Origin of the sequence: Pseudomonas sp. 18-147, assembly GCF_051048045.1 — a bacterium.
Classification (GTDB): Bacteria; Pseudomonadota; Gammaproteobacteria; order Pseudomonadales; family Pseudomonadaceae; genus Pseudomonas; species Pseudomonas aeruginosa.
The window spans coordinates 6,293,857-6,308,695 of sequence record NZ_CP182296.1; the positions used below are offsets into that span (position 1 = coordinate 6,293,857).

The window sequence follows — 14,839 nt, forward strand, 5'->3', positions numbered from 1 at the left end:
CCCAGCGATGGATCTCGACCGTCTCTACCTGCCGCATTGGCAGTTCAGCGAACACCACCAGCGGCTGATCGACGCGCCGGCCGCAGCGGTACTCGACGCGGTGGAAGACCTGCTGCGCTTCGACGACCCGCTGGTGCGCGCCTTCCTCGTCCTGCGCGAAGCGCCGGGAAGGCTGGCCGGCCTGCTGGGCCGGCGCAACGACCTGGCCGGCCGCCCACGCTTCGGCCTGCATGAGTTCACCCGCCTGGAGCGCCGCGCCGACCAGGCCATCGCCTACGGCCTGGTCGGCCGCTTCTGGCGCGCCGACTTCGCCCTGGAACGCATCGCGGACGGCGAGCATTTCCGCTGCTACGACCAGCCCGGAGTGGCCAAGCTCGTGCTGTGTTTCCGTTGCACGCCCAGCGCCAGCGGTACCCTGCTGCACACGGAAACCCGGGTGTTCTGCCCCGATCGCGCCAGCCGCCTGCGCTTCACCCCCTACTGGTTGGCGATCCGCCCGGTCAGCGGGCTGATCCGCCGGCGCCTGCTGGCGGGCATCGAGCGGCGCCTGGGCTGAGCCCTTCGTCGAACGCTCACAGCCAACCGTATTCGGCCAGCGACAGCGGCTCGCCGTCGCCGATGATGAAGTGGTCGAGCACCCGCACGTCGATGAGCGCCAAGGCTTCCTTGAGGCGCGCAGTGAGCTGGCGGTCGGCGAGACTCGGACGGGCGTCGCCGGAGGGGTGGTTATGGGTCAGGATCAGCGCCGCCGCGTTGTGCGCCAGGGTGCGCTTGACCACCTGGCGCGGGTAGACGCTGGCGCCATCGATGCTGCCCTGGAACAGCACCTCGAACGCCAGGACCCGGTGCCTCGTGTCGAGGAACAGGCAGGCGAACACCTCGTGCTGCTCGTGGCGCAGGCGCGCCTTGAGATAGTCGCGCACCGCCTGCGGGCTCTCCAGTATCGAATCGCGACGCAGGCGCTCGGCCAGGTGGCGCCGGCCCATCTCCAGCACGGCCTGCAATTGCGCATACTTGGCCACGCCGAGCCCGAGATGGCCGCAGAACGAGGCGAGGTCCGCCTCGAGCAGGGCACGCAGCCCGCCGAACTCGCTCAACAGCCGCCGCGACAGCTCGACCGCACTACAACCGGTCACTCCCGTACGCAGGAAGATCGCCAACAGCTCGGCATCGGAAAGGGCCGCCGCGCCCTGCTCCAGAAGCTTCTCCCGAGGCCGTTCGGCTTCGGGCCAATCGCGGATGCTCATTCGCTTTCCCCATCGAGCCCGCCCGCTGTTCCCGTGCGGACGCTGTGCTATCTTAGCCCATCCTTTTTGCGCGGCAGACGATCTGGGGAGGCGCGTTTGCCGAAGCGCATGTCATCCATTTCCTTATTAAGGCAAGCCTATGCAGCGGCTCTATCGGAAACGCATCGTCCTCGGCGTGGGCGGCGGCATTGCCGCCTACAAGAGCGCCGAACTGGTCCGCCGCCTGCGCGACCAGGGCGCTGAAGTCCGAGTGGTGATGACCCAGGGCGGCCGCGAGTTCATCACGCCCCTGACCCTCCAGGCGTTGTCCGGCCATCCGGTGCATACCGATCTGCTGGACCCGGCGGCGGAAGCCGCGATGGGCCACATCGAACTGGCCCGCTGGGCCGATCTGGTGCTGATCGCACCGGCTACCGCCGACCTCATGGCGCGCCTGGTCCAGGGCGTGGCCAACGACCTGCTGACCACCCTGGTGCTGGCCACCGACGCGCAAATCGCCCTGGCACCGGCGATGAACCAGGCCATGTGGCGCGACACCGCGACCCAGGCCAACGCCGAGCTGCTGCGCCAGCGCGGCTTCCACCTGTTCGGTCCGGCAGCGGGCAGCCAGGCCTGCGGCGACGTCGGCCTCGGACGCATGCTCGAAGCCGAGGAACTGGCGCAGCGCGCCGCCGACTGCTTCCAGCGCCAGGCGCTGACCGGCGTGCATGTGCTGATCACCGCCGGCCCGACCCAGGAAAACATCGACCCGGTGCGCTACATCACCAACCACAGTTCCGGAAAGATGGGCTTCGCCCTCGCCGAGGCGGCGGTGGAAGCCGGCGCACGGGTGACCCTGGTCACCGGCCCGGTGCACCTGCCCACGCCCGACCGGGTGCAGCGCGTCGACGTGGTCAGCGCCCGCGACATGCTGGCCGCCTGCGAGGCGGCGATGCCCTGCGACCTGCTGATCGCCTCCGCGGCGGTCGCCGACTACCGCCCGGAAGTGGTCGCCGCGCACAAACTGAAGAAAGACCCTACCAGCGGCGAGGGCTTGCTCTTGCAGCTGGTGCGCAATCCCGACATTCTCGCCACCCTCGCACAGCGCGAGGATCGTCCCTTCAGCGTGGGCTTCGCCGCAGAAACCGAAAACCTGCTGGACTATGCTGCACGCAAGCTGAAGGACAAGAACCTCGACCTGATCGTCGCCAACGACGTGGCCAACCCCTCGATCGGCTTCAACAGCGACGAGAACGCGATCACGGTGATCGACCGCGACCTGCATCCGAGCACCTTCGCCCAGACCAGCAAGGGCAAGATCGCTCGCCAGCTGATCGCCTTCATCGCCGACCGCCTCAACCAGCAATGAGTTACTGATGCACTCTCTCCAAGCCAAGATCCTCGACCCCCGCCTGGGCTCCGACTTCCCGCTCCCGCAGTACGCCACGCCAGGCTCGGCCGGCCTGGACCTGCGCGCCATGCTCAAGGAAGACAGCGTCCTCGGCCCGGGCCAGACCCTGCTGATTCCCACCGGCCTGTCCATCTACATCGCCGATCCCGGCCTCGCCGCCCTGGTCCTGCCGCGCTCCGGCCTGGGCCACAAGCACGGCATCGTGCTGGGCAACCTGGTCGGCCTGATCGACTCGGACTACCAGGGCGAGCTGATGGTGTCCTGCTGGAACCGCGGCGAGTCGCCGTTCACCATCGCCGTCGGCGAGCGCATCGCGCAGTTGGTACTGGTGCCGGTGGTGCAGGCGCATTTCGAGCTGGTCGAGGCGTTCGACGAAAGCCAGCGCGGCGCCGGCGGCTTCGGCCATTCCGGCAGCCACTGACCCCGAACACAGGACGAGACGCCGAGGAGACGCGGCATGAAGCTTTTCCAGCGCACCGCCAAGGATGGGAACGAGTTGGGCGACCTGCTCGAACCGGAAAAGAAGCCGCGCAAGGCAGCGTCCGAAGGCGCTGACGGCAAGGACCTGCTGCCCGGCATAGGCGCCAGCCTGCTGGGCGTGGCGGCTGCCGGCGCCCTGCTCTGGTTCGGCGTCTTCGGCGGCGCCGGTGAGGCGCAGCAGCGCCAGTTGGACGCGGCCTGGGCCGAAGGCCAGGCCGGCGCCTTGCGCCAGGCCTTGCAGCAACTCGCCGCCGACACCCGCGCCGCCGCGGCCAGCCCCCTCGCCCTCGAAGCCCTGCAAAGCGGCGACGCCACCCGCATCGAGGCCGCCCAGCGCAGCCTGCTGGCCTGGGACGGCGTGGTCGATGCCCACCTGAACGCGCCCGGCCAGGCCGCCCAGGACAACGACAGCCCCGGCCCGGTCAGCTTCGCCGCCCTGGATATCCTGCACCGGGTGGAAAGTGGCCAGAACGTCGCCGCCGAAGCCTACAAGGTCGGCCAGCGCTGGCTGCTGTACAGCGCCGCGCCGGTGCGCGGCGCCGACCAGAGCCTGCAAGGCACGCTGCTGCTGGCGGTCGACCTGCAACGGCTGCTGCGCGCCCTGCCGCCCTTGCCGGGCGATGCCGGCCAGGTACAACTGGTCCAGCAGTTCTCCGGCGCACCGGCCCAGGTGCTGCTGCAACGCGGTACGCCGGCGCCGGGCAAGGGTGCGCAAGCGCTGGACAGCGGCAATCCGAACTGGAAACTGAACTACACGCCCGGCAGCGTCGCTTCGACCCAGGCCTCGCCGCTGCTGCTGGCACTCGCGGCGCTGCTGGCGCTGCTCGGCGGCATCCTCGGCACCTACCTCACCCGTTCGTCGCTGTTGCGCCGCCTGCATCAGGATGTCCTGACCCTCGGTCAGTATCTTCAGGAACTCGGCGGGCAACGCACTGCCAAACCCCCTGTGCCTAGCCTGCCGGGCTTCGCCCCGCTGATCCAGGCATTGGCCCGCCAGCCGCGGCGCAAGCCGGAGCCGACCAGCGTGCCCAGCCCTGCCAAGGCAGCGCCGGTGGCGCCGGTGGCGGTGGCGAAAGCGCCTCCTCGCGAGGAGCCGGCATTGGCAGATCCGTTGTTCCAGAACACCGACATTCTGGATATCGACATTCTCGATGAAGACCAGGACCTCCTGGGATTGGAGCAAACCCCCATCATGAGCACTGCAAAAGCACCGACGCTGCCCGCCAGCATCTTCCGCGCCTACGACATCCGTGGCGTGGTAGGCGATACCCTCACCGCCGAGACCGCCTACTGGATCGGTCGCGCCATCGGCTCGGAAAGCCTCGCCCGCGGCGAACCGTGCGTCGCTGTCGGCCGCGATGGCCGCCTGTCCGGTCCCGAGCTGGTCAAGCAGCTGATCCAGGGCCTGGTGGACTGCGGTTGCCAGGTCAGCGACGTGGGCATGGTGCCTACCCCGGTGCTGTACTACGCGGCCAACGTGCTCGAGGGCAAGTCCGGGGTGATGCTGACCGGCAGCCACAACCCGCCGGACTACAACGGCTTCAAGATCGTGGTCGCCGGCGAGACCCTGGCCAACGAGCAGATCCAGGCCCTGCGCGAGCGCATCGAGAAAAACGACCTGGCATCCGGCGTCGGCAGCGTAGAGCAGGTCGACATCCTGCCGCGCTACTTCAAGCAGATCCGCGACGACATCGCCATGGCCAAGCCGATGAAGGTGGTGGTCGACTGCGGCAACGGCGTGGCCGGGGTGATCGCCCCGCAGTTGATCGAGGCCCTGGGCTGCAGCGTGATCCCGCTGTACTGCGAGGTCGACGGCAACTTCCCGAACCACCATCCGGACCCGGGCAAGCCGGAGAACCTGAAGGACCTGATCGCCAAGGTCAAGGCCGAGAACGCCGACCTGGGCCTGGCCTTCGACGGCGACGGCGATCGCGTCGGCGTGGTCACCAATACCGGTACCATCATCTATCCGGACCGTCTGCTGATGCTGTTCGCCAAGGACGTGGTCTCGCGCAACCCGGGGGCCGACATCATCTTCGACGTCAAGTGCACCCGCCGTCTGATCGCCCTGATCAGCGGCTACGGCGGCCGTCCGGTGATGTGGAAGACCGGCCACTCGCTGATCAAGAAGAAGATGAAGGAAACCGGCGCCCTGCTGGCTGGCGAGATGAGCGGCCACGTGTTCTTCAAGGAGCGCTGGTTCGGCTTCGACGATGGCATCTACAGCGCCGCCCGCCTGCTGGAAATCCTCAGCCAGGATCAGCGTGACAGCGAGCACGTGTTCTCGGCCTTCCCGAGCGACATTTCCACCCCGGAAATCAACATCACCGTCACCGAGGACAGCAAGTTCGCCATCATCGAGGCGCTGCAACGCGACGCCCAATGGGGCGAAGGCAACATCACCACCCTCGACGGCGTGCGGGTCGACTACCCCAAAGGCTGGGGCCTGGTACGCGCCTCCAACACCACTCCCGTGCTGGTCCTGCGCTTCGAAGCGGACACCGAGGAAGAGCTGGAGCGCATCAAGACCGTCTTCCGTAACCAACTGAAGGCAGTGGATTCCTCGCTGCCCGTGCCCTTCTGACATGTCGGAGCTCCCCATGACCCTGAGTCGCGATGACGCCGCCCAGGTTGCCAAGGTCCTTTCCGAGGCCCTGCCCTACATTCGCCGCTTCGTCGGCAAGACGCTGGTGATCAAGTACGGCGGCAACGCCATGGAGAGCGAGGAGCTGAAGGCCGGCTTCGCCCGCGACGTGGTGCTGATGAAAGCGGTCGGCATCAACCCGGTGGTGGTGCATGGCGGCGGCCCGCAGATCGGAGACCTGCTCAAGCGCCTGTCGATCGAGAGCCACTTCATCGACGGCATGCGCGTCACCGACGCGGCGACCATGGACGTGGTGGAGATGGTCCTCGGCGGCCAGGTGAACAAGGACATCGTCAACCTGATCAACCGCCACGGCGGCAGCGCCATCGGCCTGACCGGCAAGGACGCCGAGCTGATCCGCGCGAAGAAGCTCACCGTGACCCGCCAGACCCCGGAGATGACCAAGCCGGAGATCATCGACATCGGCCACGTGGGCGAAGTCACCGGGGTCAACGTCGGGCTGCTGAACATGCTGGTCAAGGGCGACTTCATTCCGGTGATCGCGCCGATCGGCGTGGGCAGCAACGGCGAGTCCTACAACATCAATGCCGACCTGGTGGCCGGCAAGGTGGCGGAAGCGCTGAAGGCCGAGAAACTGATGCTGCTGACCAACATCGCCGGCCTGATGGACAAGCAGGGCCAGGTGCTGACCGGGCTGTCCACCGAACAGGTCAACGAGCTGATCGCCGACGGCACCATCTACGGCGGCATGCTGCCGAAGATCCGCTGCGCCCTGGAAGCGGTGCAGGGCGGCGTGACCAGCGCGCACATCATCGATGGCCGGGTGCCGAATGCCGTGCTGCTGGAAATCTTCACCGACAGCGGCGTCGGCACCCTGATCAGCAACCGCAAGCGTCACTGATCGCCCGCCACGGCGCGCTCCGGCGCGCCATGGCGGTTCCTCCATTAGCGTCGCGCGGCCAGCGTGAAGACCTGGTCCAACGGGCTCGTGCCCTCGCTACGGAAGGTCGCCGGGCTCACTCCCGTCCAGCGCTTGAACGCGCGCCTGAAACTGCGGATGTCACGGTATCCCACTTCCTCGGTGATGCGTTCGATGGACATCCCGGGGTTGCCCAGCAGGCTCATCGCCCGCCCTCGTCGCACCTGTTCCAGCAACGCCTCGAAGGTCAGCCCGTGTTCGGCCAGCCGGCGCCGCAGGGTGCGGCTGCTCATGTTCAGTTCGGCGGAAATCCTTTCGATCTGGCTGCCCAGGCTGAGGTCGCGGGCGATGGCCCGTTCCACCGCCTGGACCAGGTCGAGTTTCCGGTGCACCTGGGTGCTTTCCTGCTCCAGCAGGGCCAGCGCCTGGCGCAACGCCGGCAGGTTGTGGTTGGGCAGGCGCATGTCCAGCCAGTGGCTGGCGATCGCCATGCGGTTGTGCAGGCAGCCGAAGCGTACCTGGGGGCCCAGCAGGCGCAGGTACTCGCCCGCGTAGGGCGGAGCGGCATGGATGAGTTCGATGCCCAGCGGTTCGAACGCCGGGCTGACCAGGGCACGCCCATACACCAGCAGGCTGGCGAAGAACTCCTCGATGGCGAACACCTGCACCTCGCTGCTGGGCAGGTGGCATTCGACCTCGACGAAGAAGGTGTCGCCCTGCTGGTAGACGCTGGAGGTGACGATACCGCCCGAGCTGTGCTGGTAGCGCACGCCGATGTCGAACGCGTCGCGCAGGGTCCGGCACAACGACAGCACATGGCCCAGAAGGCCAAGGGTGCCGAGCACGTTCTGGTGTCCGACCCACAGCCCCAGCCCCCGCTCCGGCAGGGCCTGGAGGGCACGCTGGATCATGCTCACGGCCTGGCGGTAGGAGATGCGCTGGGTAGGGTCCTGCAGGTCTTCGACGGTGAAGCCCAGGCCCCGGCACAGCCGCGCGGGATCGACGCCATGGCCTTCGACCACCTCGGCCAGCGTCTGCAGCAGGAAGGTGGATACCTGGGCGAGTTCGTAGCGCGCATCGGCGGCATTGTTGTGCATGGGCGAAATCCTGAGCCGGTCTCGGCTTCGTTCTTGTTCTGGCGGTGGATCGCGACATGGGATGAGCGTCCCATCATATAGCGTTCCGCACAGATGTAACAAAGCATTGCACGGTGTCCGCAAATCCCCCCCTCGCTGACCGTCAATGCCCTGCCTCGGCCTGTCGATAGGGCTTATTCCTATGCCGTACCCCGAGCCACGCCAAACAATAATAAGAGCCCGCCCATGAATCCGACCCACCCCCGCAGGCCCCTGCGCCTGGCCGCCTGCATCACCCTCGCCTTCAGCTGCTGCACCCATGCCAGCGAAGGCGGCGTGGACAACATAGGTCCAGGAACCGACGGTTTCTTCACCCTGCCACTGGACGTCGACAACCTCCCGGACCACATGTTCGCCTTCAACGTCTACTACAACCACTACGAAGCCAGGAAGCTGAACATCAGCTCCTTCGGCGGCAAGGTGTCCGACGTGAAGATCAGCTCGGATGCGATCATCCCTCGCCTGGACTACCTGAGCCCGCTGCGGATCTTCGGCGGGCGCCTGGGCGGCTACATCGCCCAGCCCTATCTCCGCCAACGCGTGGCCGCGTTCGGCCTGAGCGACGAACGGGAAAGCATGGGCGACACCACCTTCGCGCCGATCATCCTCTGGGACATGGGCAAGGACCTGACCCTGGCCGCCGCCGTGGAGGTCACCGTGCCCACCGGCAAGTACGATGCCGAGCGGCTGGCCAACACCAGCAACAACTTCTACACCTACAAGCCGCTGTTCTCCTTCACCTGGCTGCCCACCGAACGCACCGAGCTGTCGCTGAAGGCCACCTACAGCTTCAACATGGAAAACCACGACACCGACTATCGCTCGGGGCAGATCTTCCATTTCGACTATTCCGCCAGCTACCGGGTGACCGACAACCTGCGCCTCGGCCTGAACGGCTACTACCTCAAGCAGACCACCGACGACAAACAGAACGGCGAGACCGTACGGGTGTTCGGTTTCGGCGAGGAAGTCGACGACGGCGTACGCGGCCAGGTCTTCGCCATCGGCCCGGCCGTGCACCTGACCTTCCTCAAGTACGCCAGCGCGGAGATCCGCTGGGCCAAGGAATTCGACGTGGAGAACCGCCCCGAGGGCGACATGCTCTGGGCCAAGCTGACCATTCCGTTCGAACTCTGAGGCATCGGAACGAAGCGGCAGCCCGGTATCCGCGGGCTGCCGCCATCGACTAGGAAAAGCGCCAGGCGTCCTAGGCGTAAACCGGCCAGCGCTCGACGATCCGCCCGCCGCGCAGCGCCAGCAGGTCGCCGAATTGCAGCAGCACCGACTCGCTCTGGGTCGGCCGCAGGAAGACCTGGTCGTCCACCTCCAGGCCCACCGAAGGCGAGCCGTTGACCATTTCCTGGTTCGAGCTGCGCCCGTAGATGCCGTTGCTGCGCAGTCCCTCGGGCGAGGCGAAGTCGGCCATCCAGTTGCCGCCGTAGATGAAGAAGGTGCCGCGCTGGTTGGGGTCCCACCAGGAAAACAGCCGGGACTTGCCGTCCAGCGCCGGGATCTGCACCGCGCCGGTGCTCTTGAGTACCGGCGTGGCGATGTAGACGGCCGGCACATGCTCGGCCAGGGACGCCAGGTCGTAGTGGCTCGGCTTGAGCATGGCGGTGCCCACCGAGACCTCGCTGCTCAGCGTTTCCTTCTCGTGCATGCGATAGCTGGGGCTGCCGGCGGTATTCAGGGTCAGCTGTGGTGTCCACAGCGCGGCGAAGCGCTGGCGGGCGAAGTCGACATGTCCCTGGTAGAGCGCCATGACCTTGGCGAACAGCTCCTCGGGCGAACCGAGGATGCCCGGCACCCCCATTCCGACGAAGGGGTCGTAGCCCATGAAGCCAGCGAACTCCAGGTACTGCGGATGCGCCGCGATCAGCGCCAGCAATTCGCCCAGCGCGGCCTGGTCGGCCACCCCGCCGCGATGCAGGCCGACGTCCAGTTCGATGTTGACGCGCATCCGGGTACCCAGCCCCTGGGCCAGCGCCAGGTACTGACGCAAGCGCTGCGGCGTATCGATCAGCCATTGCAGCTGCCGCGCCGGGTCGAACGCACCCTTGTGCTCGCGGTAGAACAGTTCCGCCGAACGCACCGGCAACGGCTTGCCGAGGAGGATGTCGGCATCCGCAAAAGCGACCGCGTCGTGGTTGAGGAACGGTTGGTGGAAGGACATCAGCCGCCGGGTGCCGGCGCGCCTGGCGATGTACGCCAGCAGGCCGGGCGAAGGCAGCGATTTCTCCACCAGCCGCAGATGCTTGCCGCCGCGGCGGACCGAACGCATCACCACATCGATGTTGTGGTCCAGGCGATCGAGGTCGATGAGCAGCACCGGGCACATCGGGCCATTGGCCTTGAGTTCGCGGTTCAGCGCGCGGAAATAGTCGTCGTACGGCCAGCCACGGTCGGCGGGACGCATCCAGGCGGCAGTTCCCGCCAGCAGCGCGCCGGCCCCGAGGCCGGCGAACATGAACTTGCGTCGATTCACGGCGTCGCTCCTTTCAGGTCACGCCCAGGATGGAAGAGAGGTGCGCATTGAGGAACCGCCCGCGGGGATCCAGCGCCTGGCGCACCTCGGCGAATGCCTTCCAGCGCGGATAGAGCCCCTGCAACTGGTGCGCGTTGAGACCATGCAGCTTGCCCCAGTGCGGCCGCCCGGCGTATTTCCAGAAGATCGGTTCCACCGCGGCGAAGAAGTTGTGGTGGTCCATGCTGTAGTGCTGATGCACGGAAATGGAACAACTGTCGCGGCCCTCGAACATGCTCAGGGGAATGTCGTCGGCCTTCACGTAGCGGTACTCGATGGGAAACCAGGTGCGCAGGTCCTTGTCGCGGATCAGCGCGAGGATCTCCCGCAGGCAGGCGGGGCCATGCTCGGCGGGGACCGAATACTCCATCTCGTTGAAGCGCACGTTGCGCACGTTGGCGTAGACCGCATAGGAATCGTCGACCCGCTCGTCGAAGCGGGCGAAGTGGCGCAGGCTGTTGAGCAGGGTGCGGCGGGTCTCCGGGAAGTCGCTGAGGTACTTGTCGAGACCTTCGATCAGGCCGACGAACTCGTTGCCGCCTTCCTTCGCCGGGTCCAGGGGCGGGGTCTTCGGCTCGTCGGTCTCGTTGAGGGCGATCGACAGGGCGTAGTCGGAATGGGTCACCACCAGCATCTCCCAGTGCTGGTTCTCGCGCGTATTCTTCTCCACGTCTTCCAGCAATTCTTCGGTCCGGGCGATCCACTGCCGTTCACGCAGGCGGTAGGCCGCGCGGTTCTGCAGGCGCACCCGGGTCACGACGCCCAGCGCCCCCAGCGAGACCCGCGCGGCATCGAACACCTCCACGTTGCGCTTGGCGTCGCACTCGAGCACCTCGCCGCTCGCGGTGACCAGTTGCAGACCGCGAACCTGGGCGGAATAGGAACCGAAGCCGACCCCGGTGCCATGGGTGGAAGTAGCGATGGCGCCGGCCAGGGTCTGGTAATCGATATCGGCCATGTTCACCAGCGCCTGGCCGATCTCCTTGAGCGGAGCGCCCATCTGCGACATCGGCGTACCGCCGCCGAACTCGGCCTGGAGGGTCGCGCTGTCGTGGCTGAGCAAGCCGCTGAAGTAGGCGAGTGAGAGCAGGGTGCCGTCGGTCGGGACCAACGCGCTGAACGAATGCCCGGAGCCCACCGGGCGGATCCTGCCGGACGCCTGGCGGATGATCCGGACCAGTTCGTCGAGGTCTTTCGGTGCCTCCCGCGCCAGGGGCAGGCAGCTTTGCGCGCCGGACCAGTTGCGCCAGGGAATCAGGCGCGGTGCGCGGAGCAACTCCGCCAGCGCGGGGTTTCCCACCATGGCGGCGAACGCACCGAGCGCTCCCGCCCGTTGCAGGAGCTGGCGTCGCGACAGATGACTTGGCATGCCGGTATCCCCTATCGGTCCTGCGCTGCGGACATGAAATCGATCAAAGCCCGGAACTGTACTTCCGAGCACTGCATGCACATGCCCATGGGTGGCATGCCCTTGTAGCCGTTGATGCTGTGGTCCAGCAGGGTGTCGATGCCCTGCGCCAGGCGTGGCGCCCAGGCAGCGGCATCGCCGGTCAGCGGCGCGCCGGAGGCGGGATTGGCGTGACAGAGCTTGCAACTGGCGGAATACACCTGCGCCAACGCAGGGTCCGCAGGGACACGCTGGGAATCGGCGGCCCGCGCCGGCGGCTCCGTGGATTCTCCGCAGGCCACCAGCATCAGGCCCAGGGCAAGCAGCAACCCCGGGCGGCAAAGGCGCGAGTTGCCCGGTCCGGGGCGGAGCGTGGACGACATGGTGTTCCTCTCTCGTTGCGCACGGCGTGCGTTCTCGTCGAACAACACTAAGGCCGCGACGCCCCGAGGATGAGGGCAATGCGGGCCAGCGACGGGGGGTTCTGCGGCCAGCCCTTTCGCACCGCGCGATGGCGGTCTAGAGTCGATGTCTGCAGCAGCGTCGAGGAGCCGGCATGAACAGCGCAGCACAGCGCCAGAACTACACCTTCTTCCATTCCCTGCGGGTTCGCTGGGCGGAGGTCGATCCGCAGGGCATCGTCTTCAACGGCAACTACCTGACCTATCTCGACGTCGCCACCACCGAGTACTACCGCCAGCTCGGCATGTCCTACCCGGCCGACCTGCTGCGCGGCGGAGGCGACCTGTTCGCGGTGAAGAGCACCCTGGAATACCGCGCCCCGGCGCATTTCGACGACTGGCTGGACATCGGCACCCGCGTGGCGCGGCTGGGGCGCAGCAGCCTGGTTTTCGAGCTGGGCATCTGGCGCGACGAGCAGTTGCTCACCGTCGGCGAGCTGGTCTACGTCTATGCGGATGCGAACGAGCGACAGAGCCAGCCCCTGCCGGACTGGCTGCGCGAGAAGATCAGGGCGTTCGAGCGACAGTCGCCAGTGGAATCAGGGACTCACGCCGAGTAGCTGGGAGAGCCGCGCGCGGTCGGCGGCATAGGTTCTTTCCGCGTCTTCGCGGGCCTTCTGGAAACGCCCGATCTCGCCCTGCAGGCGCTTTTCCTCCTGCTTGAGATCGTCCAACTGGTCCACCAGCGCCTGCGCCACCGGACGTCCGGCACGCTCCTGGTTGGCCGCCTGGCCTTGCAGGTTGGCCTGTTGCAGCTTGAGCGACTGCAGGTTGCCGCGCGCCACGCTGCTCAGCCCGTCCAGTTCCGCCAGGCGCCGTTCGCGAGCGCGGTCGACGTCCTCGAGGCTGGAATACAGGCGCAGCAGCTGCGCATCGGAGCTGGCCTGGGCTTGGGCCGCCTTGCGCTGCCGCAGTTCCTCGGCGGTCGGCGCCGGCGGTACGGTGCGGATAACCCGGCCCTGGTCGTTGAGGACCTGGTAGCCCTTGCCGATGTACTGCGGCGGCACACCCTGGCGGTCGAGCACCACCACGCCCTTGTCGTTGACGTAGCGGTACAGCTCCACCGCTCCGCCCGGCGCCGCCTGGGCGCCGAAGGAAAGCCCCTGGAGCACCAGCCCCAGGGCCATCAGGCAACGCATTACATCCTGTCCGACCATGCCAGTCCCTTGTGAAAGGTTCAGATACCGTATTGGGCGCGATAGGCCTCTACCGCCGGCAGATGCTTCTTCAGTTCAGCATCTTCGGCAAGATATTCCAGCACCTGCTCCAGGGAAACGATGCTCACCACCGGCATGCCGAAGTCGCGCTCGACCTCCTGGATCGCCGACAGCTCGCCCTTGCCGCGCTCCTGGCGGTTCAGCGCGATCAGCACGCCCGCGGCCCTGGCGCCCTGGGCGTCGATGATCTGCATCACTTCGCGGATCGCGGTGCCGGCGGTGATCACGTCGTCGATGATCAGCACCCGGCCGCTCAGCGGCGCGCCAACCAGCGTGCCGCCTTCGCCGTGGTCCTTGGCTTCCTTGCGGTTGAAGCACCAGGGCAGGTCGCGTTGGTGCTGCTCGGCGAGGGCCACCGCGGTGGTGGCGGCCAGGGGAATGCCCTTGTAGGCCGGGCCGAACAGGACGTCGAAGTCGATTCCGCTGTCGATCACCGCCTCGGCGTAGAAGCGTCCCAGGCGGGCCAGCGCCAGGCCGCTGTCGAACAGGCCGGCATTGAAGAAATAGGGGCTGGTGCGCCCGGACTTGAGGGTGAACTCACCGAAGCGCAGAACCCCGCGCTCGATGGCGAAACGAATGAAATCGCGCTGATACGCCTGCATGAATGACACCAAGCCGCATGAATTTAGCTAAACCGTTTGAGCTCGGGTATCATACACGCACGTGATTTTGGGGGCCATTTATGCGGATCATCAGTGTGAACGTGAATGGTATTCAGGCTGCGGCCGAGCGCGGTTTGCTCAGTTGGCTACAAGCACAGAATGCCGACGTGATCTGCTTGCAGGACACCCGAGCCTCCGCCTTCGATCTGGATGACCCGTCCTTCCAACTGGACGGCTACTTCCTTTATGCCTGCGATGCCGAGCTACCCGAACAGGGCGGTGTCGCACTCTACAGCCGTTTGCAGCCCAAAGCTGTGATCAGCGGCTTAGGTTTCGAAACGGCCGATCGTTACGGGCGCTACCTGCAAGCCGACTTCGACAAGGTGAGTATCGCCACCCTGCTGCTGCCTTCCGGGCAGAGCGGAGACGAGAGCTTGAACCAGAAATTCAAGTTCATGGACGACTTCACCCATTACTTGAGCAAGCAGCGTCGCAAGCGCCGCGAATACATCTATTGCGGCTCGCTATACGTCGCCCATCAGAAGATGGACGTGAAGAACTGGCGCGAATGCCAGCAGATGCCGGGCTTCCTCGCGCCCGAACGGGCCTGGCTGGACGAAGTGTTCGGCAACCTCGGCTATGCCGACGCCCTGCGCGAAGTCAGCCGCGAAGGCGACCAGTTCAGCTGGTGGCCGGACAGCGAACAGGCCGAGATGCTCAACCTCGGCTGGCGCTTCGACTACCAGGTGCTGACCCCCGGCCTGCGCCGCTTCGTGCGCAACGCCAAGCTGCCGCGCCAGCCGCGCTTCTCCCAGCATGCGCCGCTGATCGTCGACTACGACTGGCAGTTGAGCATCTGAGCCCTGTCAGA

General features: G+C 66.6%; 15 protein-coding genes. 8 read left to right on the forward strand and 7 right to left on the reverse strand.

Annotated elements, in window-relative coordinates:
- The first annotated feature begins 7 nt into the window (after positions 1–7).
- The gene (locus tag ACM0M4_RS29680) at positions 8–556 is read left to right on the forward strand and encodes a hypothetical protein (protein WP_003098290.1); all 549 of its coding nucleotides are present in this window, start codon (positions 8–10) and stop codon (positions 554–556) included.
- Between the two features lie 16 nt (positions 557–572).
- Here ACM0M4_RS29680 and radC read toward each other — a convergent pair whose 3' ends face one another.
- The gene (gene radC / locus ACM0M4_RS29685; protein ID WP_003096559.1) at positions 573–1,247 is read right to left on the reverse strand and encodes a RadC family protein; all 675 of its coding nucleotides are present in this window, start codon (positions 1,245–1,247) and stop codon (positions 573–575) included.
- A gap of 139 nt (positions 1,248–1,386) precedes the next feature.
- On the opposite strand from radC, the gene coaBC reads away from it, so the two are divergent.
- Genes coaBC through argB form a run of 4 tightly spaced genes read left to right on the forward strand, consistent with a single transcriptional unit; the run spans position 1,387 to position 6,623 of the window.
- Positions 1,387–2,595 (forward strand): bifunctional phosphopantothenoylcysteine decarboxylase/phosphopantothenate--cysteine ligase CoaBC, encoded by a 1,209-nt coding sequence (gene coaBC, locus ACM0M4_RS29690; protein WP_003098292.1) that lies wholly within the window; start codon positions 1,387–1,389, stop codon positions 2,593–2,595.
- Between the two features lie 7 nt (positions 2,596–2,602).
- The gene (dut, locus tag ACM0M4_RS29695) at positions 2,603–3,058 is read left to right on the forward strand and encodes a dUTP diphosphatase (protein WP_003098293.1); all 456 of its coding nucleotides are present in this window, start codon (positions 2,603–2,605) and stop codon (positions 3,056–3,058) included.
- Positions 3,059–3,094: 36 nt separating this feature from the next.
- Positions 3,095–5,701, forward strand: a complete 2,607-nt coding sequence (locus tag ACM0M4_RS29700) for a phosphomannomutase/phosphoglucomutase (RefSeq protein WP_010793641.1) — start codon at positions 3,095–3,097, stop codon at positions 5,699–5,701.
- 16 nt (positions 5,702–5,717) lie between these two features.
- A complete protein-coding gene (gene argB / locus ACM0M4_RS29705) occupies positions 5,718–6,623 on the forward strand; it encodes an acetylglutamate kinase (RefSeq protein ID WP_003096572.1) in 906 nt (301 codons plus the stop codon).
- 44 nt (positions 6,624–6,667) lie between these two features.
- Here argB and sphR read toward each other — a convergent pair whose 3' ends face one another.
- A complete protein-coding gene (gene sphR, locus ACM0M4_RS29710) occupies positions 6,668–7,738 on the reverse strand; it encodes an AraC family transcriptional regulator SphR (protein ID WP_003114360.1) in 1,071 nt (356 codons plus the stop codon).
- Between the two features lie 225 nt (positions 7,739–7,963).
- Between sphR and ACM0M4_RS29715 the strand changes: the two genes are divergently transcribed.
- Entirely contained in the window at positions 7,964–8,914 is a 951-nt protein-coding gene (locus tag ACM0M4_RS29715; protein WP_034024471.1) for a SphA family protein, read from the forward strand.
- Between the two features lie 70 nt (positions 8,915–8,984).
- Here the strand turns inward: ACM0M4_RS29715 and ACM0M4_RS29720 are convergent, their stop codons facing one another.
- From ACM0M4_RS29720 to ACM0M4_RS29730, 3 genes are all read right to left on the reverse strand, one after another.
- Positions 8,985–10,193, reverse strand: a complete 1,209-nt coding sequence (locus ACM0M4_RS29720; protein ID WP_012614683.1) for a DSD1 family PLP-dependent enzyme — start codon at positions 10,191–10,193, stop codon at positions 8,985–8,987.
- A gap of 82 nt (positions 10,194–10,275) precedes the next feature.
- The gene (locus ACM0M4_RS29725; protein ID WP_003098304.1) at positions 10,276–11,604 is read right to left on the reverse strand and encodes a D-arabinono-1,4-lactone oxidase; all 1,329 of its coding nucleotides are present in this window, start codon (positions 11,602–11,604) and stop codon (positions 10,276–10,278) included.
- Between the two features lie 77 nt (positions 11,605–11,681).
- Positions 11,682–12,071 (reverse strand): c-type cytochrome, encoded by a 390-nt coding sequence (locus ACM0M4_RS29730; protein WP_115288913.1) that lies wholly within the window; start codon positions 12,069–12,071, stop codon positions 11,682–11,684.
- A 173-nt stretch (positions 12,072–12,244) separates the two neighbouring features.
- Between ACM0M4_RS29730 and ACM0M4_RS29735 the strand changes: the two genes are divergently transcribed.
- The gene (locus ACM0M4_RS29735) at positions 12,245–12,709 is read left to right on the forward strand and encodes an acyl-CoA thioesterase (protein ID WP_044060918.1); all 465 of its coding nucleotides are present in this window, start codon (positions 12,245–12,247) and stop codon (positions 12,707–12,709) included.
- Here ACM0M4_RS29735 and ACM0M4_RS29740 read toward each other — a convergent pair.
- Positions 12,689–13,306 carry a hypothetical protein gene (locus tag ACM0M4_RS29740; RefSeq protein ID WP_003161150.1) on the reverse strand — a complete coding sequence of 206 codons (618 nt, stop codon included), beginning with the start codon at positions 13,304–13,306 and terminating at the stop codon, positions 12,689–12,691. The genes ACM0M4_RS29735 and ACM0M4_RS29740 overlap by 21 nt on opposite strands.
- Positions 13,307–13,326: 20 nt before the next feature.
- Positions 13,327–13,968, reverse strand: a complete 642-nt coding sequence (gene pyrE, locus ACM0M4_RS29745) for an orotate phosphoribosyltransferase (protein ID WP_003096586.1) — start codon at positions 13,966–13,968, stop codon at positions 13,327–13,329.
- 80 nt (positions 13,969–14,048) lie between these two features.
- On the opposite strand from pyrE, the gene ACM0M4_RS29750 reads away from it, so the two are divergent.
- The gene (locus ACM0M4_RS29750) at positions 14,049–14,828 is read left to right on the forward strand and encodes an exodeoxyribonuclease III (RefSeq protein WP_003098313.1); all 780 of its coding nucleotides are present in this window, start codon (positions 14,049–14,051) and stop codon (positions 14,826–14,828) included.
- Positions 14,829–14,839 lie beyond the last annotated feature (11 nt).

What these genes read in the sequence shown, in the direction of transcription:
- ACM0M4_RS29730 (WP_115288913.1), bottom strand. Translation starts at nt 12,071, where the DNA reads ATGTCGTCCACGCTCCGCCCCGGACCGGGCAACTCGCGCCTTTGCCGC.
- ACM0M4_RS29735 (WP_044060918.1), top strand. Translation starts at nt 12,245, where the DNA reads ATGAACAGCGCAGCACAGCGCCAGAACTACACCTTCTTCCATTCCCTG.
- dut (WP_003098293.1), top strand. Translation starts at nt 2,603, where the DNA reads ATGCACTCTCTCCAAGCCAAGATCCTCGACCCCCGCCTGGGCTCCGAC.
- ACM0M4_RS29715 (WP_034024471.1), top strand. Translation starts at nt 7,964, where the DNA reads ATGAATCCGACCCACCCCCGCAGGCCCCTGCGCCTGGCCGCCTGCATC.
- ACM0M4_RS29700 (WP_010793641.1), top strand. Translation starts at nt 3,095, where the DNA reads ATGAAGCTTTTCCAGCGCACCGCCAAGGATGGGAACGAGTTGGGCGAC.
- radC (WP_003096559.1), bottom strand. Translation starts at nt 1,247, where the DNA reads ATGAGCATCCGCGATTGGCCCGAAGCCGAACGGCCTCGGGAGAAGCTT.
- argB (WP_003096572.1), top strand. Translation starts at nt 5,718, where the DNA reads ATGACCCTGAGTCGCGATGACGCCGCCCAGGTTGCCAAGGTCCTTTCC.
- sphR (WP_003114360.1), bottom strand. Translation starts at nt 7,738, where the DNA reads ATGCACAACAATGCCGCCGATGCGCGCTACGAACTCGCCCAGGTATCC.
- ACM0M4_RS29720 (WP_012614683.1), bottom strand. Translation starts at nt 10,193, where the DNA reads ATGCGTCCCGCCGACCGTGGCTGGCCGTACGACGACTATTTCCGCGCG.
- coaBC (WP_003098292.1), top strand. Translation starts at nt 1,387, where the DNA reads ATGCAGCGGCTCTATCGGAAACGCATCGTCCTCGGCGTGGGCGGCGGC.
- ACM0M4_RS29680 (WP_003098290.1), top strand. Translation starts at nt 8, where the DNA reads ATGGATCTCGACCGTCTCTACCTGCCGCATTGGCAGTTCAGCGAACAC.
- ACM0M4_RS29740 (WP_003161150.1), bottom strand. Translation starts at nt 13,306, where the DNA reads ATGGTCGGACAGGATGTAATGCGTTGCCTGATGGCCCTGGGGCTGGTG.
- ACM0M4_RS29750 (WP_003098313.1), top strand. Translation starts at nt 14,049, where the DNA reads ATGCGGATCATCAGTGTGAACGTGAATGGTATTCAGGCTGCGGCCGAG.
- pyrE (WP_003096586.1), bottom strand. Translation starts at nt 13,968, where the DNA reads ATGCAGGCGTATCAGCGCGATTTCATTCGTTTCGCCATCGAGCGCGGG.
- ACM0M4_RS29725 (WP_003098304.1), bottom strand. Translation starts at nt 11,604, where the DNA reads ATGGTGGGAAACCCCGCGCTGGCGGAGTTGCTCCGCGCACCGCGCCTG.